Source organism: Streptomyces sp. NPDC014894 (assembly GCF_043080985.1).
In the GTDB taxonomy this organism is placed as follows: domain Bacteria; phylum Actinomycetota; class Actinomycetes; order Streptomycetales; family Streptomycetaceae; genus Streptomyces.
This window is the reverse complement of the sequence record NZ_JBIBWD010000019.1, coordinates 1-21,045: the sequence shown is the minus strand read 5'-3', so window position 1 is coordinate 21,045 and position 21,045 is coordinate 1. Positions and strand designations below refer to the sequence as shown.

Here is a 21,045-nt window from a genome sequence, read left to right as displayed (position 1 = left end):
GCAAAGGGGTGGCGTACGTGCCGGCCAGTACCGCGCCTGAAGCGCTGCCCCAGAACGAGCGCGCGACCGACCCCCCGGCCGCCCCCGCCGCTCTCCCGGCCGCCGCCCCGGCCGCCCCCGCCGCTCTCCCGGCCGCCGCACCGGTCACCGCCGCCGCCACGGCTCCCGCCCCGGGCCCCGGCCCCGGCCCCGGTCCCTCGACCGGGCCCCCGACCGCCGGGCCCCCGACCGCCGGGCCCCCGACCGCCGGGCCGGACGTTCCCGAGCTGACCGACACCGGGGCCCCGGACATCACCGAGCCCCTGGCGGCGGGCGCCGCCCGCCCCGGCGGCAGGGGCGCGGACACCCGGGCCCTGACCCAGGTCCTCTTCGGCGAGCTGAAGCAGCTGGAGCCCGGCACCCCGGAGCACGGCCGGGTGCGCGGGGCGCTGATCGAGGCGAACCTCCCGCTGGTCCGGTACGCGGCCGCCCGCTTCCGCAGCCGCAACGAGCCGATGGAGGACGTCGTCCAGGTCGGCACCATCGGTCTGATCAACGCCATCGACCGCTTCGACCCGGACCGGGGGGTGCAGTTCCCCACCTTCGCGATGCCGACGGTCGTCGGCGAGATCAAACGGTACTTCCGGGACAATGTCCGGACCGTCCACGTCCCCCGGCGGCTCCATGAGCTGTGGGTCCAGGTGAACGGCGCGACCGAGGATCTGACCACCGCCCACGGCCGCATCCCGACGACCGCCGAGATCGCCGAACGGCTCAAAATCGGCGAGGACGAGGTGCTCGCCTGTATCGAGGCCGGGCGCTCGTACCACGCGACCTCCCTGGAGGCGGCCCAGGAGGGCGACGGGCTGCCCGGCCTGCTCGACCGGCTCGGTTACGAGGACCCGGCGCTGGCCGGCGTCGAGCACCGGGACCTCGTCCGGCATCTGCTGGTGCAACTGCCCGAGCGTGAGCAGCGGATTCTGATGCTCCGCTACTACAGCAATCTGACGCAGTCCCAGATCAGCCAGGAGCTGGGCGTCTCACAGATGCACGTGTCAAGGCTCCTTGCCCGCAGCTTCGCCCGATTGCGATCCGCAAACAGGATCGAAGCGTAGCCACAACGGGTAGATCGCACCTGAACGTTTTTCGGCGGGTCCAACACCCGTGCACCCCTTGCTTCCTGCGGTGATCCCCTGAAGCAGTGTCGACAAATCTCTTCGACGTGTTGCCGACATGTGACATTCTGCCGGAGACGCGTTTGCCGCAGCCTTGTGGCCGGTATTTCAGGTGCAGGCTGCGTTCCTCCGTTGGTCGCGGCCACCGCGACCGTACGCGACCTCAAGGGGGTGGCATGTCCGCAGAACAGGGCAGCTCGAAGGTGCTCACGCTCACGCCCGTGCAGAGCGCACCCGCACCCGTCACGCCTGACAGCTCGGAGGCCATCGACACCCGCACTCTCTCCCGTTCGCTGTTCCTGCGGCTGCGCGCGCTGGACACGGCGAACGCGGCGGAGGGCGAAGGGATCGTCGACAGCCCGGAGCGCACCTATGTGCGCGACACTCTGATCGAGCTGAATCTGCCACTGGTGCGGTATGCGGCGGCCCGCTTCCGCAGCCGCAACGAGCCGATGGAAGACATCGTCCAGGTCGGCACGATCGGCCTGATCAAGGCGATCGACCGCTTCGACTGCGAACGGGGCGTGGAATTCCCCACGTTCGCGATGCCCACCGTCGTGGGCGAGATCAAGCGCTTCTTCCGCGACACCTCCTGGTCGGTGCGGGTGCCGCGCCGGCTTCAGGAGCTGCGTCTCGCGCTGACCAAGGCGAGCGACGAGCTGGCCCAGCGCCTGGACCGCTCCCCGACCGTCCCCGAACTCGCCGCCGTGCTGGGCGTTTCGGAGGAGGAGGTCGTGGACGGCCTCGCCGTCGGCAACGCGTACACCGCCTCCTCGCTGGACTCCCCGTCCCCCGAGGACGACGGCGGCGAGGGCTCGCTCGCCGACCGCCTGGGGTACGAGGACTCGGCGCTGGAGGGCGTGGAGTACCGCGAGTCGCTGAAGCCGCTGCTGGCCAAACTCCCGCCCAGGGAGCGGCAGATCATCATGCTGCGCTTCTTCGCGAACATGACCCAGTCGCAGATCGGCGAGGAGGTCGGCATCTCGCAGATGCACGTCTCCCGGCTGCTGACGCGCACCCTCGCCCAGCTGCGGGACGGTCTGATCTCGGACTGATCCCCGACGGAACGCCGACCGGCCGGTCCCCGGCCGACCGGCTCCCGCGAAGCCTCTGTTGACGGCGTGTCACCCACGCCGTTCGCGAGCCGCGCCCGTCGCCCGTCCGCGCGCCGCGCCCGTCCGCGCGCCGCCCGCGCCCGTGGGTCGGCCCCGCCGGACCGGGCCTCGGCGACCCCGTCAGCGGGACCCGGGCCCCACAGCGGCGAGAGAGCGGGTCAGGCGAACGCCAGCCAGGCCACCGCGCCGAGGATCGCGACCACCGCGACGACCGCGACGATCACGGCCGGCTTCGGGCCGGACTGCGCGGCGACGGTCTGACGGCGGCCCTGGGGCTCGCCCTCGTCGACGAACGCGCGGAACATCTGGGTGCTGCCGGAAGGGTCTTGGCCGCCCTGGGGGTTCTGACCCTGGGGAGCATGGGGGTTGTGTGCCATGGGGCACGACCCTAGCGAACCCGGTCGCCGGGCCCAACCCCGGGCAGTCCCCTCCGAGTCCGCCCACCCCGCGCCCGCCCGCGCCCGCCGCCGCCGATTCCGCCGCCGGACCAGGCGCTGAACCGACCGTCGGCCGCCCCGCGGTTCCCGTACCCGGCCACGCCGATCCCGTACCCCCGTCCGTACCCCGCCCGTACGCGGATCCGGTACGCGAGAACGCCGCCCCCGTAAGGCCGTACGCAGGTCCCGCCCCCGCCGGCGGCCCGGTGCGGCCCCAGCAGCGCGCCCGCGCCCGCGCCGGTGCTCCCGCCGCCGGACCCGCCCGCGAGCGCGAGCGCCCGCCCCGCGCCCCTCGCCCGCCGCCGAAGCCCGCGCCGTACGCCCGTACATCTGAGCCCCCCGCCTCCCCGCGCACCGCAGGCCCTCTTCATTTGCCTTCAGCAACCAACAAACCTATGGTTGCCCTAAGCAACGACCATAGGAGGGGACTCGGGCCATGGCCGCAGAGGCTCAGTACGCGGAACTGGCCCGGCAGCTCAGCGGCGTCAGCGCGCTGCGGCGGAGTCTGACCCGGCTGCTGCCGTTCGAGTGCCCCTCCGGCGCCGCCGCCGTGCTCGCCCTCCTCTCCCGGCACGGAGAGATGCGGATGAGCCGGCTCGCCGAGCTGCTCGCCGTGGATCTGTCGGTGACCAGCCGGCATGTGGCCCACACCGTCGGACAGGGCTGGGTCGAACGAGCCCCGGACCCCGAGGACCGGCGCTCCCGCATCCTGCGGCTCACCCCGGCCGGCGCGGAGATGCTCACCGAGCTGCACCGGCGGACGGCCGGGCTCTTCGCCCGCACCCTCCACGACTGGTCCGAGGACGAGGTCGGGCAGCTGATCGCCCTCCTCGACCGTCTGCGCGACTCCTTCGGGGACTGCCGCGCGCTCCCCCACGACGACAACTGAGAGAAGGAGTCATGCCCATGGCGACGACCACACCGTCCGGTGTGCGGGGCGGCGACGGCCGGGCCGAGCGGGACGCCCGCCCCGGCGAGGACGCGCCGATGACCCATCGGCAGATCATGGAGGCGCTGTCCGGGCTGCTGCTCGGCATGTTCGTCGCGATCCTGTCGTCCACGATCGTCTCCAACGCCCTGCCCCAGATCATCGGCGACCTCGGCGGCGGGCAGAGCGCGTACACCTGGGTGGTGACGGCGGCGCTGCTGGCGATGACCGCGACCACCCCGCTGTGGGGCAAGCTCGCGGACCAGTTCAGCAAGAAGCTGCTGGTGCAGATAGCCCTGCTGATCTATGTGGCCGGATCGGTGGTCGCCGGACTCTCGCAGAGCACCGGGATGCTGATCGCCTGCCGGGTGGTCCAGGGCATCGGGGTCGGCGGTCTGACCGCGCTCTCGCAGGTCATCATGGCCGCGATGATCTCGCCCCGGCAGCGCGGCCGGTACAGCGGCTATCTGGGCGCGGTCTTCGCGGTCGCGACGGTCGGCGGGCCGCTGCTGGGCGGGGTGATCACCGACACCGACTGGCTCGGCTGGCGCTGGTGCTTCTACGTCGGGGTGCCGTTCGCGCTGATCGCGCTGGTCGTCCTGCAGAAGACCCTGAAGCTCCCGGTGACCCGCCGACGGGTCAAGGTCGACTGGACGGGCGCGTTCCTGATCAGCGCGGCGGTGTCGCTGCTGCTGGTCTGGGTGACCTTCGCGGGGAACGACTACGCCTGGGCGTCCTGGCAGAGCGCGGTCATGGTCGGCGGGGCGGCGGCGCTCGGCGCGGGGTTCCTGTTCATCGAGTCCCGAGCGAGCGAACCGATCATTCCGCTGCGGCTGTTCCGCAATCGGACCATCACGCTGGCCTCGGTGGCGTCGCTCTTCGTCGGTGTCGCGATGTTCGCGGGCACGGTCTTCTTCAGCCAGTACTTCCAGCTCGCGCGGGGGCTGTCGCCGACGATGTCCGGGGTGATGACCATCCCGATGATCGCGGGCCTCTTCCTCTCCTCCACGGTCTCCGGACTCGTCATCACCCGGACGGGCCGCTGGAAGGGGTGGCTGGTCGTCGGCGGCGCGTTCACCACGGCGGGCCTCGGGCTGCTGGGCGTGATCCGCCACGACACCGGCAACTGGTACCTCGGGCTCTCCATGGCGGTGCTGGGCCTCGGACTGGGCATGATGATGCAGAACCTGGTGCTGTGCACCCAGAACCAGGTGTCGCCCGAGGACTTGGGCGCGGCCTCGTCCGTGGTGGTCTTCTTCCGTTCCCTGGGCGGCGCGATCGGCGTCTCGGCGCTGGGCGCGGTCCTCGGCACCCGGGTGACGCACTACGTCGAGGACGGCATGGCCGAGCTGGGTCCGCGGGCCGCGGGCGGCGGCGCGCCGGCCGGCGACGGCCTCCCCGACCCCTCGTCCCTCCCGGAGCCGGTGCGCGCGGTGGTGGAGAGCGCGTACGGCCACGGGGTCGCGGACGTCTTCCTGTACTCGGCCCCGTTCGCGCTGGCGGCCTTCCTGGTGACGCTGTTCATCAAGGAGGTCGCGCTGAAGAGCCACACCGTACGGGACGGCTCGGCCGCGGAGTCCTGAACGGACGAACGAACGGGCGGCCGGCGGAGCGGGACGGCGGCCGGAGCACAAGGCGGCCGGAGCACAAGCCAGCCCTGCGCTCCGCCCGTCAGCCTCGGGCCACCATCGCCTCGATCCCCGCCACCAGCAGCTCCAGCGCGTAGTCGAAGTCCCGCTGCCGGTTCTCCTCGACCGTCTCCCGGCTCTGCTCCTCCATGAAGTCCGTGGAGTCGCTGATGAAGTGCTCCAGACTCGGATCCCCGGTCATCGTGCCGAGCGCGTCGCGGAGGTACTCGTCCTGGGTCAGCCCGGCCGCGGCGCAGCGGGCGATGAAGTGGCCCTCGATGGTGCCGAACCCGTAGACGAACTGGAAGACCGCCGACAGCCCGCCCATCTGGCCGCGCGTGGGGAGTCCGGTGTTCCGCATCACTTGCTGCACGGCCGTCGAGAACGCCAGCGAGTTGGGTCCGACATTGAGATACGCACCGGCCATGGCGGACACCCAGGGGTGGCGCACCAGCATCTCCCGGTACGCCACGGCCAGCGCGCGCAGCTGCTCGCGCCACTGCTCCGCCACGCTCACGTCCGGCGGCGCGAGGGAGGCGAAGGCCGCGTCGAGCGCCAGCTCCAGAAGCTCGTCCTTGGTGTCCACGTACCAGTAGACCGACATCGCGGTGACGTCCAGCTCGGCCGCCAGCCGCCGCATCGAGAACTTGGCCGTGCCCTCGGCGTCCAGCAGCCGTACCGTCGCCTCAATGATCTTGTCCCGGTCGAGGCCGGCGGGCTGGGCCGCCCTGCGGGTCCGGTCCGCCCCGCCCGCCAGCCAGACACTGGTCCTCGCGGGACCCTTCGCGCGGTCGGCCGCACTCGCCATCGTTCCACCCTCCTCGGTGGTGACCCGTCCAGATTCGCGCACCGGGCGAGGACGCCCGGGGCCGAACGGGGCCGGACCGGCAGGTCCGCCCCTGTTCGATGCTATGCCGCCCGCCGGTCCGGGTCCGTACTCCCCGCGGCCTCCGCACTCTCCGCGGCCTCCGCCCGCCACAGCAGCGCGGCCGCCAGCAGACCGCCGGCGAGCACCGCCACCGCCCCGACCAGCTGGCTCGTCGCCAGACCGGAGGCGAAGGCGTCCGAGATCCGCGCCCGCTCCCCGGCTCCGTCCGCCGCCGCCAGGGCCGCGGGCAGCGAGGCCGCCCCCACCGCGCCGGACACGAGCGCGGCGAACCGGGAGTTGAGCACCGCGCCCAGCACGGCGACGCCGAGCCCGTTGCCGAACTCCGCGAGGGTGCCGTTCACGCCGGCCCCGACGCCCGCCTTCTCGCGCGGGATCGCGCTCATGATCGCGTTGGCCATCGCGGGCATCGAGAGCGCGATGCCCGCGCCCATCACGACCAGCCCGGTGAACATCCCGCCGTAGCTCTCCGCGCCGAGCAGGGCGATCGCGGCGAGTCCGGTGGAGACCAGGGCCATGCCGACCGCGATCGTCACCGGGGTGCCGAGCCGCGTCAGCAGCCGGGGCCCGACTCCGGTCATATTGAGGGCGACGATGGTCAGGGCCAGCGGCGCGGTCCGCAGCCCGGCGTCCAGCGGCCCGTATCCGAGCACGAACTGAAGGTGCTGGGTGAGCAGGAAGAGCGAGCCGCCCATGCCGAAGGCGACCAGGATCGAGCCCGCGACCGCGCCGATGAACCGCCGGTTCCGGAAGAAGTGCATGTCCAGCATCGGGTACGGGATGCTCAGCTCCCACCGCGCGAAGGCGGTGAGCACGACGGCGCCCACGGCGGCCGACACCAGCACCTGGGTGGAGGTCCAGCCGTGCTCGGGCCCGGAGATGATCGCGTACACCACCGCGGTCATACCGATCGTGGAGAGCACCGCGCCGAGCAGGTCCGGGCGCTCGCCCCGCGGGTTCTTGGACTCCGGTACGAGCACGGCCACCGCGACCAGCCCGATCACGGCGACCGGGATGTTGATCAGGAAGATCGCGCCCCACCAGAAGTGGTCGAGCATGACTCCGCCGACCAGCGGTCCGGCGGCGAAGCCGAGCGAGCTGACGGTGGACCAGAGGGCGATGGCCTTCACCCGCTCGCTGTCGTCGAAGACCTGGACGACGACCGCGAGGATCGTGGTCATCAGCAGCGCGCCGCCGACGCCCATGCCCGCGCGGGCGGCGATCAGCTGGGCCGAGGTCTGGGCGAGCCCGGCCGCGAGCGAGCCGAGGCCGAAGAGGGCGAGCCCGGTGATCAGCAGCTTCTTGCGGCCGTAGCGGTCGGCGGCGTTGCCCGCGGCGAGCAGCAGACCGGACTGGACCAGCGAGTAGGCGTTGATCATCCACTGGACGTCGGTGGCGGACGCGCCCAGCTCCCGGTTGAGGGAGGGGATGGCGACGCTGAGGACGGTGTTGTCGAGCAGCACGACCAGCTGGGCGAGACAGATGACGCCCAGGATCAGCCAGCGCTGCGGATGGCGGCCCACGGGGGCCGTTTCGAGCGTTTCGGGCGTCGCCGTCACGGCAGCTCCTTATACGGTGTACGAGGTGATGACGTACACCGTACAACGAAGCCTTTACGCTGTATAGCTGTTATCGGGGGGAGCCTCTCGGGCGCTACTCGCCCGGCTTGATCAGATACCCCGCTCCCCGCCGGGTGTGGATCATGGGCGACCGGCCGGCGTCGATCTTCTTGCGCAGATAGGAGACGTACAGCTCGACCACATTGGCCTGGCCCCCGAAGTCGTACGACCACACGCGGTCCAGGATCTGCGCCTTGCTGAGCACCCGGCGCGGATTGCGCATCAGATAGCGCAGCAGCTCGAACTCGGTCGCCGTCAGATGGATGGACAGACCGCCGCGGCTGACCTCGTGGCTGTCCTCGTCCAGGGTCAGATCGCCCACCGAGAGCAGGGACTCGGTCCGGACGGCCGCCGCCCGCGAGCGCCGGATCAGCCCGCGCAGCCGGGCGACGACCTCCTCCAGCGAGAACGGCTTGGTGACATAGTCGTCGCCGCCCGCCGTCAGACCGGCGATCCGGTCCTCGACGGCGTCCCGGGCGGTGAGGAAGAGCACCGGCACGTCCGGATCCTCGCGCCGCAGCCGCCGCAGCACCGCGATCCCGTCCATGTCGGGCAGCACCACGTCCAGGACCACCACATCGGGCCGGAACTCCCGCACGGCGCGCACCGCCCCGGCCCCGTCCCCGGCGCCGCGCACCTCCCAGCCCTCGTAGCGCAGCGCCATCGACAGCAGATCGCTCAGCGCGGCCTCGTCGTCCACGATGAGCACGCGGACGGGCTTGCCGTCCGTTCTGAGCATCTCGGTACGCCCCTGGGGCGAGGTCGCGGTCATGGCCGCCAGCCTCCGTCCCCGCCGTGAGAACGTCCTTGTGCCAGCCTGTGAATTCCCTGAGAAAGGGGCTAACGCCCGAACAGCCGGGCGGCGTTGTCGTGACAGACCGCGCGCAGCCAGTCGTCGCCCAGGCCGAGACCTTCCAGCGACTGGAGCTGATGGAGGTACGGATAGGGGAGGTTGGGGAAGTCCGAGCCGAGCAGGATCCGGTCGCCGAGCGCGGCGAGCCGGGGCAGCTCCCGCCCGGGGAAGGGGGCCAGCCGCTCGCTGAAGCCGGTGAAGGCCATGGTGGTGTCGAGCCGGACCTCCTCGTACCGCTCGGCGAGGCCGAGGAAGTCCGCGTACTCGGGCATTCCCAGATGCGCGACCACGAGCCGCAGCCGGGGGTGCCGGGCGAGCAGCCGGGCGACGGGCCCGGGGCCGGTGTGGGCGCCGGGCACCGGGCCGGAGCCGCAGTGCATGACGACGGGCACGCGCGCGTCGCCGAGCAGCCCCCACACGGGGTCGAGCCGGCTGTCGCCCGGGTCGTACCCGCCGACCTGGAGATGCGCCTTGACCACCCGGGCGCCGCCTTCGACGGCGTCCCGTACGTAGTCCGCCGCCCCGTCCTCCGGGAAGAGCGTCGCGGTGTGCAGACAGTCGGGGACACGGGCGGCGAAATCGGCGGCCCAGCCGTTGAGCCAGGCCGCCATGCCCGGCTTGTGCGGATAGATCATCGAGGTGAAGGCCCGCACCCCGAAGGCGCGCAGCAGCGCGAGGCGCTCGACCTCCTCCTGGCGGTAGACGATGGGCCACTCCCGGCCGATGAGCGGACCGGCGGCGTCGAAGTAGGCCCAGACCTTGTCGAGGACCCGCCGGGGCATGAAGTGGGTGTGGACGTCGATGAGGCCGGGGAGTTCCAGCCGCTCCCAGAAGCGCCGTACGGATCGGATCTCGGAGGTCCGGGAGGTGTACGGGTCCCCGGGGGGCCGGGGGGCGTACGCGTCCTCGGTGGTCCGGGAGGCGTACGCGTCCTCGGCGGTCCGGGCGGTGTGTGCGTCCTCGGCGCTCATCGCACCAGCCTCCGACGGGGGCGGGTGCGCTGTCCACGTTTTCGGCCGGGTGATCGGCGCGGGGCGGGGCCGATCACCCGGTGGGGGCGGGTGCCGGGCGGCCCGGGGGGGTGCGGGGTTCGGTTCGTCCGGGGTTCGGTTCGTGCGGGGTTCGGGCTGCGGGCTGCGGGCTGCGGGGTCAGAACAGCCCGTCCTGGACCCCGCCGCCGGCCTCCACCGTGAGGGCGGCGGTCGGCACCGACACCCCCTCGCCGGCAGCGGCCCCGATCAGGGACCATCCGGACATCAGCCGGGTGTCGAGGACGACGACCTCGCCGCCCGCCGTCCGCAGATGCAGATCGGGCCCGGCGACGGAGAGCAGGGTCCCGGCGACCGCGCCGCCGGGGACCAGCTCCCGCACCACCGAGGTGGCGGGCTCCGCCCCGGCGAGCCCGAACGCCCCGGTGTGATCGACCGGCTCGAACCCGAGCGGCTCCAGCGACTCCGCCCAGCCGTCGAGCGCCAGCGCCGCGCGGTGCAGCGCCTCGATCTCGGCGGCCCGCTCCCGGGCCGTCGCCGGCAGCCGGGCCCGTACGGCCCGCTTGTCGGCGTACGGAATCCGGTCCGGCACGCCCAGCGCGCCGCGCAACAGCTCCTCGGTGCGCCGGGCCGCCATCAGCGGGCCGCGCCCCAGCCAGCTGAAGACCACGGCCCCCTGCTCCAGCAGCCGGGCCGGGCCGCGCTCCTCGGCGGTGATCCCCGCCTTGACCATGCCGGGCCCGAACCAGGCGAGATAGACCCGGTAGGTACGCGGATCGTCGGCGAAATTGTCCGCGGCCACCGAGTGCGCCCGGTCCAGCCGCGCGCACTCACCGCACCGCGCCCGCGTCAGCCGCGCGGGCACCACCGCCCGCAGGGGGCACGGATTGCCCCGGGCCCCGACGCACATCCGCTCGCCCTCGGCCCGGAACCCGAGGCTCTTCCCGCTGACCAGCGGACTGACCCGCCCGCCCTCCCATCGCAGTACGGCCATCCGTGTTCCCGGTGGCCATCCGATCCCGGAGCACCGCCATGCCATACGCACCTCCGGGCGCACAGTTGTGACCGAAAACGGGGAGAGTACCCGAGCCCACCGTCACAGCCAGGTCCGCTACGGCGGGTTCCGGCCGCGCGGACGGCTCCATGACGGCCGTCGCATCGCACGCCAGACAGTAGATCCGCTGGTGGGAGCGGTGTCCTGATCTATACGCACGCCCCACGCCGACCGTGCTGCCCGCGCCCGCCCTCTCCCCTCTCTTCTTCCCCGTGGCGCGGCGCGCAAGAGCCTCCCGGCACAGCCGGCGCTCGTACGCGGCGATCCGCCGGGCCGCCGGCGCGGCGGCGGGCGGAGGCCGACGCCGCGAGACCGTCCGCGCGGGCGGCCGGGATCGCCGGGCCGTCGGCGCACCCCGGGCTCCGGCGATCACGCGCCCGTTCGCCCGGCCGCCCGGAAACGGCCCGTTCCCGCCGACCGCCCGGCCCCTTCCGCGCCCCCGTACACGATCCACCCGAACGAGACCTCCCTCACCCCGAGGATCCGGGCCCCGCCCGCCCCCGGCGAACACCGGCTCCCGCGCACGGCCCTCACCCGGCCCCGCCCGCTCCCCTCCGCCCCTCGGGCGCACCCGGCAGACCCTGCCGCGCCGGGCCTTGCGGCGGCCGCCCGGTTCGTTCGGGGCACTGAGCCCGCTCGGCCCGCTCCATGGCGGCGATGCTCCTCCGCCGCCATCGCACCGTCAGCACCGTCGCCGCCACCCCCACGAGCAGCGTCCCGAAGAACCCGCCCCAGACCAGCACGGCCAGTGCCGTTCCCGCCGTCTCCATCGCCATCCCTCCCCACCGGGAGCGTATGGCCCGCCCCTCACGGCCCCGGCCGCCCCCGTCATCACTTGCCGCCGCGCGCCCGGTGCGCCACGATCGCTCGATGTCCCGACTGATCGGCCCGTACACCGCCGACCCATGCCCCCGGTGCTTCACCGAAGAGGTCCGCCACGGCGCCCCCGTGTCCGCCGCGGGTCGCGACGCCGTCCGCCACGTCTGCCGCACCTGCGCCCACACCTGGCTCCGCCCCGTCGAGACCGACATCGACGTCCACGACACCGTCCGCGCCGACCTCCCCGACCGCACCCTCTACGGCACCGCCTGGCAGGTCGAGGACGACCGCGTCCTGGTACGCGGCTCGGGCGGTGAATTCCTGGTCTGGGTCGAGCGCTGGAGAATCCTCGTCTACTGATCCCGCGGGATCCGGTCCGGGTCCGCCAGGTGCCAGAGGGGTGCCGTGTACTGCTTCGGACTGTCGGCGATCAGCAGCGTACGGAGGCTCTCCCGACGGCTGCCGTCGAGGCCGAGGGCCTCGGTGAGACGGCGGAAGGTGGTGTGGCTGACGCCCCGGCTCCGGGCTCCGCTTTCGAAGTCGGCGACCTGGGCGAGCACGGCGTCCGGGCCGGGTTCCCGCACGGGCCGGGCCTCGATCCGCGCGGCTTTGCTCCGCTCCTGGTCGATCTCGGAGAAGCCGCAGATCCTCCGGCTGAGACGCTCGGCCTCCTCCAGTGTCGTGGTGAGGGCGACGGCACGGGCCGGCCGATTGCGCTCCAGGGCGGCACCGAGGTCGACCTCGTGGACGGTGGGGCCCTCGTCCGTGAGCGGTACGGGGAGGCCCGCGTCGCGGATCTCGCAGAGGCCGCGGATGCCCCGGGCGGTGGCCGCGAGCAGCGCGGTGGCCTCGGAGGGGTGCCAGTCCAGGACCCGGGCGACCGGCTCCACGTGCTCACCGCTCAGAGTGAGCACCTTCCGGCCGAGGAGACCGCGCAGCTCCCCGGCGGTCAGCTCGCCGTCCAGACCGGGACCGGCGACCAGTAGCCGTACGGGCGCCTCGGCCTGACAGCAGGCCGCCAGGGTGAGCGCGTCGGCGAGCGGGCTCCGGAGAGTCGGCTCGTCGCCCCGGGCGAGGATGTCGCCGCCGACGTCGAGGAGGTCGACGGATTCGGGATCCAGCCGGCGGATCAGCTCGTCCAGCTGTCGTCCGATGCCCCGGGCTCCATGGCGCGGGTCGATCAGCGCCAGCGTCTGGGGCAGCTCCTCCGCCAGCCTCGGCAGCGTGGACCCGGCCGGCGCGACGGGCTCGGCCCCGCCGGTGACCGCGAAGACCCCGGGCGCCAGCGGACTCAGTCCCCTGAAGTCGCCCGGCCCCCGGGGCCCGGGCACCGGGTCGACCAGAAGCCGATCCCACGCGTACGTGAGGATCACGACCGGCTCCCCACCGCCGTACAGCGCACTCCCCACCACCGAGGCGGCGACCGCATCGCCTCCCCCGCCGGCCGCCACGATCAATCGCGTCACCCCGCCAGACTACGAGCGATCGCTCAAAGGCCCCGTCGGCCGACCCCGGCAGGATCGATGAGAGTGAAGCGGTCCAGGCGGGCGATGAGTTGGCCGGCGATCACCCATCGGATGGCCGGGCTGTCGAACGGGACGCCGGCGGCGTCGACGGCGACGGGACGGGGGCCGGGCCGGTGGAGAGCGCCGTGGACTCCTGCCGGGGTCCAGGACTGGACGCGCAGGGCGACGTGGCGCTGCCTCAGGTGGGGACACGCCCTGGTGGCCAGGGTCGCGCAGGGGCGGCAGACCGGTGGGTGAGTGGTCTCCAGTCCTTGGGGCCAGGAGCCCGGGGCGTCGGACGCCTCGCCCAGGAGCCGGAGGATTCCCCGCTCGTCGCGGTCGGCGGGACTGCCGCAGACCTGGCAGAGGGAGTTGGCCATGGCCAGGCGTTGGCGCAGGGCGTGCACCGCGCCGAAGTCGGGCTGCCCCTTGCCCGGGGTGGAGGGGATACGCCGCCACAGGACACCCCGAGGGTCCCGGTCGTAGGTGCGCTCGTCGGCGTAGGCCAGGCGTCCGCCTCGCACCACGACGCGCACCTTCGAGGGGGACTCTCCGGTCCACCGCGTGATGTAGGGAACAACGCCCGCCAGAGGCATCAGCCGGCTCATCCGACGCGCTCCCCGGTGAGCGTCGGCACGACCCGCCCCATCGGCCCGGCAGCGCTCCGGGCGGCGCCCTCGGCCGGCGGTGGGCCGAGGGCCCGGTGGCGGGTACGCCCGGACTCTTCAGGAGGCCGTGGGCAAGCGAGGTCCCGCCCCTGAATCATGCTCGTATACTCGTGCATACAAGTTCCTTCATGCTGGCAGGCCGCGAGGTGCGGCAGGTTCGGGCTAGACGAGTTTCACGCCGTCGTGGGCGCGGACGGCCGGCGGGTTCGCGGCGTCGAGTGCGTCCAGGACGCGGATCGCGTATGCCTCGGCGGCGAGTTCGGTGACTTCGTCGCGGGTGGCCCAGCGCAGTGCGCGGGTCTCGCTTCCGGTGGTCGGGGTGCCGTCTGCGGCCTCGCACCGGAAGACCAGGGAGACGATCAGCCCGGTCATGTTCTTGTAGACGCCGGTGAGGGTCGCGGGAAGTGCGATCTTGATGCCGGTCTCTTCGAGGACTTCGCGCCGAAGGGCTTCGGGGATGGTCTCCTCGCGTTCGAGGACCCCGCCCGGGGGCTCCCAATGGCCGTTGTCGCGGCGCTGTATGAGCAGGGCGCGGCCTCGGTCGTCCACGATCACCCCGGCGACGCTGACGGAGTGGGGCCGTTCGGCGGTAGTCACGTTCCGTGTTCCTCGTCCTGCTCGGCTCACTAGGCTGATCACCGTAGCAACAGCACTCAGCCTCTTGTCTAGATATCTAAAGGAGTACAGATGGGCTCCCTTCCCTCCGGCCTCCTCGGCTCGCTGGATCCCTCCAGCGACCGGGCGGTCTTCCGGCAGATCGCCGATCACCTGCGGGAAGCCATCGGCAAGGGACGCTTCGCGGAGGGCGCCAAGCTCCCCTCGGAGTCGGAGCTGGTCGAGCACTTCGGGGTGTCCCGTATGACCGTCCGCAACGCGCTCTCGATCCTGCAGAGCGAGGGACTCGTCTCGGCGGAACACGGGAGAGGCGTCTTCGTCCGCCCGCGCCCTCCGGTGCGCAGGCTGGCCTCGGACCGGTTCGCCCGGCACCACCGGGAACAGGGGAAGTCGGCCTTCCTCGTGGAGGCGGACGCGGCCGGCGGCCGCCCGGAGGTCGACCAGCTGGAGATCAAGGAGGAACGGCCGAGCACCGACGTCTCCTCCCGGCTCGGTGCGCCACGGCGGGTACTGGCCCGGCGTCGCCGCTATCTCCTCGACGGCCGGCCGGTGGAGTTCGCCACCTCGTACCTGCCGCTCGACATCGCCCGGGACACTCCGATCTCCGAGCCCAACCCCGGCCCGGGCGGCATCTACGCCCGCCTCGAAGAACTCGGTCACACCCTCGACCGCTTCGAGGAGGAGATCCGCGCCCGGATGCCCTCGCCGCCGGAGGCCAGGACCCTTCAGCTCGCCTCGGGCGTGCCGGTCATCCACTTGATCCGCACCGCGTTCGACACCAAAGGACGCGCGGTGGAGGTGTGCGACACCGTGATGGCGGCCGACGCGTACATCCTCGATTACCGGCTGTCGGCGAACTGAACCGGACCGAAGGAGCACCCCCGGGCCAGGGCCGCCGGCCCCCGTGGCCCGGGCCTTCTCCGGGAACGCGAAAGGCCCCCGGATGATCTCCGGGGGCCTTTCTTTGCTGTGCACTCGGCAGGATTCGAACCTGCAACCTTCTGATCCGTAGTCAGATGCTCTATCCGTTAAGCTACGAGTGCTTGGCTTCCCTGGCTTTTCTGCCTGGTCGGCGTTGCGGGAACAACATTACATGACCTGCGCCGTGAGGCGAAATCCATTCCGCGCACCCGGCCTGACCTGCGAAAACAGCAGGGAAGACGGTGCTTCCCGGGCGGGTCGGGGGCGGATGCGCCGAAGCCCCGGCCAGGTGGCCGGGGCTTCGGTGATCGAACTGGCGGAGGCGGAGGGATTTGAACCCTCGATGGGCTTTAAAACCCAAACCGCATTAGCAGTGCGGCGCCATAGACCGGACTAGGCGACGCCTCCAGCACACTCCGCGCGGGCGCGTTGTGTGTGCCGATGATGACACAACCGAACGCGGTGCCACCAATCGCGGTACACGGTACTAGGCGCGCGGCCCGCAGGGCAAAGCACCATCAGGCTCCGGCGAGCGGGGGGCGCGCAGGCGCGGGTGCGCAACGCTCGGGCGGGCGGCGCGTTAGAAGCGGTGGGGCGCGAGATCGCGCGCCCCGAGACCGCGACCACCGGGAGCCCTCATGCTGCGCCGCATCCTCCTCACCGCGACCGCCTCCGCCGCGGCGCTCGCCGCCGCCGTGCCCGTCGCCGGGGCGGCCGCCCTGCCCCTTCCGCTGGCCTCGCTGCTCTCCGCGCCCGAGCCGCAGCGGGACCGGCTGACGGTGGTCGTGTCCGAGACGGGCAACGCCCGCACCGACGGACGGTACGAGCTGACGTGCGCGCCGGCCGGCGGGACGCACCCCGCCGCCGAGGACGCCTGTGCCCGGCTCGATCAGCTGGCCCGGGAGAGCGAGAACCCCTTCACCCCCGTCCCCCGGGGACAGATGTGCACCCAGCAGTCGGGCGGGCCCGCCACCGCCCGGGTGACCGGGACCTGGCACGGGCAGCGGGTGAACGCCGCCTTCAACCGGAGGAACGGCTGCGAGATCCACCGCTGGCAGACCATGGAGCCGGTGCTCCCCAGCACCGGTTCCTGAGTCCGCTTCCGGTCTCCGGCTCCCGTATCCGGATTCCTGAGTCCGTCCGGATCCGGCGAGGCCCCGCCCAAAAGCCCGTCCGAGCCCCCGCCATGGGCCCGCGGTCACCGCATATACACAGAACCTCGGTATGAGGTCCCCCTCATCCGCCGCCCGTCGCGCACCCCGTGCGCTTAGACTCACTTCAGAGACAGGCCGGGGCCCGAGGGGCACGATGGGGCCGGCCGTCCGCACACGCAGTAGGTCAGGGAGGAACCGTCGTTGTGAGCAGCAGGCCATCCCGAGGCGCTGCTCGCCTCGCAGCCATACTCGACGCTCTCCCCGACGGCCTGGTGCTCGTCAACTGCAACGGCACGGTCGTCAACGCCAACACCATCGCCCTCGGGCTCTTCGAGACCCCGGGCACCGCCCTCGTCGGGCGCGGGCTGCTCGATCTGCTGCCCGCGTTCGACTCGCGGCTCATCCCGGGCTCCATGCGCAGCCCGGACCCGGCCATGGAGCGGATCCGCACCAAGCCGACGCGGATGATGGCCCGGCGCACGGACGGCAGCGAGTTCCCGGCCGAGGTGACCAGCGCCAGTCTTGAGGACGGACGCGAGGCCTACGCCTCCTCCGGCGGCTACACCGGCGACGAGTTGCTGATGCTCGTGGTCCGCGATCTCTCCGGGACGATGGACACCGAAGCGGAACTGGCGCGTTCGCGGCGGCAGACCGAGATGATCCTGCGGGCCGCCGCCGAAGGCGTCGTGGGCACGGACACCGAGGGGCGGGTCGTCCTGGTCAACCCGGCCGCCGCGCAGATCCTCGGATTCCGCGCCAGCGACCTCGGCGGCCAGGAGCTGCACCCGCTGATCCTGCACTCGCGCGAGGACGGCAAGCCCTTCCCGTACGCCGAGTCGCCGCTCGCCGACACCCTGCGGTCCGGCCGCAAGCACCGGGTGCGCGGGCAGGTGCTGTGGGCGAAGAACGGGAAGCGGGTGCCGGTCGATCTGACCACCGCCCCGGTACGGGACGGGGACCAGCTCGTCGGCGCGGTGATGACCTTCACCGACCGGCGGCCCGGCGAGGAGCTGGCCGCCCGGCACGCCGCCGAACTCGCCGAGGTCACCGAGCGCTTCACCGCGGAGCTGGCGGAGACCACGGAACGCTTCACCGCCGAGCTGGCGGACAAGTCCGAGCGGTACTCCGTCGAGATCGAGGAGCGCGACGAGCGCCATCAGGAGCTGTCGGCCCGTCATGACCAGCTGACCGCCGTGCTCGGCGAGTCGCTGCGCGGGCCGCTGGAGGAACTCCGTACGGAACTGGGCACCCTCGTCGCCGACCCCGCGGGTCAGCTGTGGCCCGAGGCCAACCAGGTGCTGCACTACCTGGCCGCCGGGTACTCCCGGATGACGACGCTGATCGACAATGTCCTCGGCTTCCAGCGGCTCGACACCGGCCGGGAGCGGCTCACCAAGTCGAAGGTCCTCCTCGACGGGGTCGTCGCGGCCGGGATCGAGGGCGCGGTCGAGCTGATCGGGCCCGGGCGGGCCCAGTTCGCCGTGCACGCGCCGTCGATCGAGGCGGAGGTGGACGCGGCCCGGCTGGCGACCGCCCTCGCGCATCTCGCCGCCGACGTGGCCGGGGTGGACTCGACCGGTAAGGCCAGGCTGCTGCCCGACGGCGGCCGCGGGGACTCGACGGTCGTGGTCGCCGCCGCACAGCGCGGCGAGGTCGTACGGATCGAGGTCCGGGGCCCCTTCGCCGGAGGGGACCCGGTGCACGAGCCCATCGTGCGCGGGATCGTCCAGGCGCACGGCGGAGTACTCCAGACCCACGATGTACCGGGGACGAGCGGCAGCGCGTACGTACTGGAGGTGCCGCTCGGCGAGGGGGCGGGCGCGGTGCAGCTCCCGGCCGCCGCACCCGGCCGGGGGAGCGCGATCGCCCCGGCCGCGCCCGGCGCGCGCCAGGCTCCCGGCGCACGCCCCGGCGTGCACCGGCCCGCCGCGCACCCCGGCGCTCCGGCGCTGCCTCCCGTCGGGCCCGGGCCCGTGGCCCCACCCCTCGTACCGCCCGTCGTACCGCCCGCCGCCGCACCGCAGGCGCCCGTACCCCAGGCGCCCGCGCCGCAGGCCGCCTCTCCCGCGCAGCCGCCGCCGGTCACGGCCGCTCCGGCGGCCGGGGGCGACGACCAGGTCACCGGTGCGGTGGTCCTGCCGGAGCAGCGGGTCTCCCCCGGGGCGGCGGACTCGGCTCCCGGGCCGGTCCCCGGACCTGCCCCCGAACCGAGCCATGAGCAGACGTCGCCCGAGCAGGGCGTCGCCCCGGCCGGCGCGGAATCCGGCGTGGGGTCCGGCACGGAGCAGGCGGCGGAGTCCGAGGCGGCCGGCAGCGGCCGGCGGCGGGCCCGGCGCGGCTCCACCGACGCCTTCCTGGAGAGCCCCCTCTCGGGGCAGCGCGCCGCCGAGGAGTCCGGGCAGCCGGCTCCGACCCCGACCGGGCGGCGCAGGGCCTCGGCCCCCCAGGACGAGCAGCAGAACGACGAGCCGGGCGCAGCGCAGGACTCCGGCGGTACGCAGGGCGGCGGTGGCGGGACCGGACGGCGGCGCGGGCGGCCGAGTCCGGCCGAGGAGTCCGCCGGGGCGGCGGGGCCGGGCGTACCGGCCGAGGGTTCCGTGGTCACGGCGGCCGAGGGCGCGACCGGTCGTCCGGCGCTCGGCCAGGCCGTGCCGCCGCAGGGAGTTCCCCCGCAGGGCATGGGCCAGCAGGGCATGGGCCAGCAGCATGGCGTGGGCCAGCAGCAGGCCGTGCCCCCGCACGGGATGGGCCAGCCCGGCATGGGACAGCCCGGAATCGGCCAGCCCGGCATGGGTCAGCAGGCCGTACCGCCGCAGGGCATCCCGCAGCAGCAGGCCGTACCGCCGCACGGTCTCGGCGCGGAGGCGGGCGGACAGCGTCCGGCGCGCACGGGGCTGCCCGAGCTGTCCGCCGGGCAGCCGTCCGAGGCCGCGAACACGGCCGGGCGGCGCGCACGGCGCGCGCTCGCTCCCGCGCCCGCGCCCGCCGAGGAGGCCGAGGCCGGACGCGGGGTGTTCGCGCTGCCGCCCGCCGAGGCCGACCGTTCGCCGCGGACCCCGGGAGCCGTCGACGCCTCCGTGCCGGGGCAGCACGACGCCGTACGGACCGAACCGGGCGACGATCACCACACCCCGCCGCAGCACCACCCCGAGCCGACCGGCCGCCGCCGGGCCCTCGGCGAGGAGCCCCCGGGCGTCCGGATCGCCGACGAGGCGGCCGCCGGGGCGCAGCCGACCGTCCGGGGCACCGGCCAGGGGCCGAGCACCGGTTCCGTTTCGCTGCCGCTGCCGCCCCTTGAGCCGCCCGCGCCCGGCTCCACCGGGTCGCACACCATCGCTCAGCCCCTGCCTGCGGAGGCTCCGCTTCCGGCCGATGCCTCACACGGCCGGGCGTTCAGCGTGCGGACGCTCGGGCAGGGCGTGCCCTTCGCCCAGCAGGTGGCCGACCAACAGGACCAGCCGGGCCAGCCGGGCCAGCCGGGCCAGCCTCAGCAGGCCCAGGGCCAAGGACAGGCCCAGGGCTCGCAGGGCGGTCAGACGTCGCTCGGCTCCGGCCGCCGGCGGAAGCTGTCCACCCCCCCGGACGTCGAGCGCCCCGACGGCGAGCGCCCCGAGCAGTCCGCCCGGCCGCACCCGCAGGGGCAGCCGGGCGCCCCCGGCCCCCGGCTCCCCGTCGAGCGCGGGGAACTGGGCGACCGGGCCGAGGGCCGGTCGTACGCGATAGGCGCGCCCGACGAGGGCGCCGAGGGGCCCGAGCCGCTCGACGGACCCGGCGGCGCGGTGGAGGTGGCCAACCAGCCGCAGCCGCAGCCGGTCGACGACGAACTCCCCCCGGAGCCGCTGGACAATCCGCGCCGGCTGCTGGTCTGGCCCGCGCCCGACGTCTCCACCCAGCAGGCGCTGAGCGACCGGGGCTACCGTCCCGTCGTCGTGCACTCCCGCGAGGAGGTCGACGCCCAGATCGCCGCGTTCCCCGCGGCGCTCTTCGTCGATCCGCTGACCGGGCCGATCACCCGTACCGCGCTCCAGTCGCTCCGGCAGGCCGCGGTCGCGGCCGAGGTCCCGGTGCTGGTCACGGCCGGTCTGGGGCAGGCCACCCGGGAGGCCGCGTACGGCGCGGACCCGGCGATCCTGCTCAAGGCGCTGGCCCCGCGCGACAGCGAGCAGCATCCGCCCCGGGTGCTGCTGATCGAGGAGCACGAGGAGATCGCGCTCGCGCTCACCACGACCCTGGAGCGGCGCGGGATGCAGGTCGCGCGGGCGGGAGCGGACACCGACGCGGTGGCGCTCGCCGCGCAGACCCGGCCGAATCTGGTGGTGATGGACCTGATGCAGGTACGCCGCCGCCGGGCCGGGATCATCGACTGGCTGCGGGCGAACGGACGGCTGAACCGTACGCCGCTGGTGGTGTACACCTCCGCCGGGCTCAACCGGGCCGAGCTGCCCCGGCTCTCCTCGGGCGAGACCGTCCTCTTCCTCGCCGAGCGTTCCACCAGCGGTGAGGTGCAGTCGCGCATCGTGGACCTGCTGGCGAAGATCGGTACGAACTAGTCGCGCCCACCGGGACGGGCCCGTACCGCCTCGACGCGGTACGGGCCCGGTCCCGGGGACGGGCCGCGGCTCTCAGAGGCGGGTGACGTCCAGCTCCCCGTCGGCGTACAGCTTGCGGATCACCTTCTTGTCGAACTTGCCCACGCTGGT

18 protein-coding genes and 2 tRNA genes are annotated in these 21,045 nt (G+C 73.4%); 8 read left to right on the top strand and 12 right to left on the bottom strand.

All coding sequences use genetic code 11. From position 1 onward, the window contains the following. The first annotated feature begins 290 nt into the window (after positions 1-290). Both ACF089_RS31945 and ACF089_RS31940 read left to right on the top strand, forming a co-directional pair. Positions 291-1,094, top strand: a complete 804-nt coding sequence (locus ACF089_RS31945) for an RNA polymerase sigma factor SigF (RefSeq protein ID WP_392034648.1) — start codon at positions 291-293, stop codon at positions 1,092-1,094. A 236-nt stretch (positions 1,095-1,330) separates the two neighbouring features. Then, a complete protein-coding gene (locus ACF089_RS31940) occupies positions 1,331-2,209 on the top strand; it encodes an RNA polymerase sigma factor SigF (protein WP_392034349.1) in 879 nt (292 codons plus the stop codon). Between the two features lie 218 nt (positions 2,210-2,427). Here the strand turns inward: ACF089_RS31940 and ACF089_RS31935 are convergent, their stop codons facing one another. Beyond that, complete coding sequence (locus tag ACF089_RS31935) at positions 2,428-2,646, bottom strand: hypothetical protein (protein ID WP_392034346.1); 219 nt, start codon at positions 2,644-2,646, stop codon at positions 2,428-2,430. Between the two features lie 496 nt (positions 2,647-3,142). On the opposite strand from ACF089_RS31935, the gene ACF089_RS31930 reads away from it, so the two are divergent. Both ACF089_RS31930 and ACF089_RS31925 read left to right on the top strand, forming a co-directional pair. Beyond that, complete coding sequence (locus tag ACF089_RS31930; protein WP_392034343.1) at positions 3,143-3,595, top strand: MarR family winged helix-turn-helix transcriptional regulator; 453 nt, start codon at positions 3,143-3,145, stop codon at positions 3,593-3,595. A gap of 17 nt (positions 3,596-3,612) precedes the next feature. Next, a complete protein-coding gene (locus ACF089_RS31925) occupies positions 3,613-5,217 on the top strand; it encodes an MDR family MFS transporter (protein ID WP_392034340.1) in 1,605 nt (534 codons plus the stop codon). A gap of 88 nt (positions 5,218-5,305) precedes the next feature. Here ACF089_RS31925 and ACF089_RS31920 read toward each other — a convergent pair whose 3' ends face one another. From ACF089_RS31920 to ACF089_RS31895, 6 genes are all read right to left on the bottom strand, one after another. Beyond that, positions 5,306-6,070, bottom strand: coding sequence for a TetR/AcrR family transcriptional regulator (locus ACF089_RS31920; RefSeq protein ID WP_392034337.1), 765 nt, complete (start codon positions 6,068-6,070; stop codon positions 5,306-5,308). Between the two features lie 101 nt (positions 6,071-6,171). Further along, positions 6,172-7,707: an MFS transporter gene (locus ACF089_RS31915; RefSeq protein ID WP_392034334.1), complete on the bottom strand. Its 1,536-nt coding sequence runs from the start codon at positions 7,705-7,707 to the stop codon at positions 6,172-6,174. Positions 7,708-7,801: 94 nt separating this feature from the next. After that, positions 7,802-8,539, bottom strand: coding sequence for a response regulator transcription factor (locus ACF089_RS31910; RefSeq protein ID WP_392034331.1), 738 nt, complete (start codon positions 8,537-8,539; stop codon positions 7,802-7,804). 68 nt (positions 8,540-8,607) lie between these two features. Further along, positions 8,608-9,591 (bottom strand): amidohydrolase family protein, encoded by a 984-nt coding sequence (locus tag ACF089_RS31905; RefSeq protein WP_392034328.1) that lies wholly within the window; start codon positions 9,589-9,591, stop codon positions 8,608-8,610. 178 nt (positions 9,592-9,769) lie between these two features. Further along, on the bottom strand, positions 9,770-10,648 hold the full coding sequence (locus tag ACF089_RS31900; RefSeq protein WP_392034325.1) for a DUF2797 domain-containing protein: 879 nt from the start codon (positions 10,646-10,648) through the stop codon (positions 9,770-9,772). A 545-nt stretch (positions 10,649-11,193) separates the two neighbouring features. Continuing rightward, a complete protein-coding gene (locus tag ACF089_RS31895) occupies positions 11,194-11,433 on the bottom strand; it encodes a hypothetical protein (protein ID WP_392034322.1) in 240 nt (79 codons plus the stop codon). 100 nt (positions 11,434-11,533) lie between these two features. Between ACF089_RS31895 and ACF089_RS31890 the strand changes: the two genes are divergently transcribed. Next, a complete protein-coding gene (locus ACF089_RS31890; protein ID WP_392034319.1) occupies positions 11,534-11,842 on the top strand; it encodes a hypothetical protein in 309 nt (102 codons plus the stop codon). Here the strand turns inward: ACF089_RS31890 and ACF089_RS31885 are convergent. The 3 genes from ACF089_RS31885 to ACF089_RS31875 form a co-directional block, all read right to left on the bottom strand. Then, positions 11,836-12,948 (bottom strand): DUF1152 domain-containing protein, encoded by a 1,113-nt coding sequence (locus ACF089_RS31885; protein WP_392034316.1) that lies wholly within the window; start codon positions 12,946-12,948, stop codon positions 11,836-11,838. The two genes, ACF089_RS31890 and ACF089_RS31885, sit on opposite strands and share 7 nt — an antisense overlap. A 23-nt stretch (positions 12,949-12,971) precedes the next feature. After that, on the bottom strand, positions 12,972-13,595 hold the full coding sequence (locus tag ACF089_RS31880) for a hypothetical protein (RefSeq protein ID WP_392034314.1): 624 nt from the start codon (positions 13,593-13,595) through the stop codon (positions 12,972-12,974). Positions 13,596-13,817: 222 nt separating this feature from the next. Next, positions 13,818-14,252 carry an NUDIX hydrolase gene (locus ACF089_RS31875; protein ID WP_392034311.1) on the bottom strand — a complete coding sequence of 145 codons (435 nt, stop codon included), beginning with the start codon at positions 14,250-14,252 and terminating at the stop codon, positions 13,818-13,820. A gap of 90 nt (positions 14,253-14,342) precedes the next feature. Between ACF089_RS31875 and ACF089_RS31870 the strand changes: the two genes are divergently transcribed. Then, positions 14,343-15,131 (top strand): GntR family transcriptional regulator, encoded by a 789-nt coding sequence (locus tag ACF089_RS31870; protein WP_392034308.1) that lies wholly within the window; start codon positions 14,343-14,345, stop codon positions 15,129-15,131. 109 nt (positions 15,132-15,240) lie between these two features. Here the strand turns inward: ACF089_RS31870 and ACF089_RS31865 are convergent. Beyond that, positions 15,241-15,313 (bottom strand) — tRNA-Arg (locus ACF089_RS31865). Between the two features lie 192 nt (positions 15,314-15,505). Further along, positions 15,506-15,599 (bottom strand) — tRNA-Ser (locus ACF089_RS31860). A 230-nt stretch (positions 15,600-15,829) separates the two neighbouring features. Between ACF089_RS31860 and ACF089_RS31855 the strand changes: the two genes are divergently transcribed. Next, complete coding sequence (locus tag ACF089_RS31855) at positions 15,830-16,285, top strand: SSI family serine proteinase inhibitor (RefSeq protein ID WP_392034305.1); 456 nt, start codon at positions 15,830-15,832, stop codon at positions 16,283-16,285. Positions 16,286-16,548: 263 nt separating this feature from the next. Beyond that, the gene (locus tag ACF089_RS31850) at positions 16,549-20,895 is read left to right on the top strand and encodes a PAS domain-containing protein (RefSeq protein WP_392034302.1); all 4,347 of its coding nucleotides are present in this window, start codon (positions 16,549-16,551) and stop codon (positions 20,893-20,895) included. Positions 20,896-21,045: the final 150 nt, after the last annotated feature.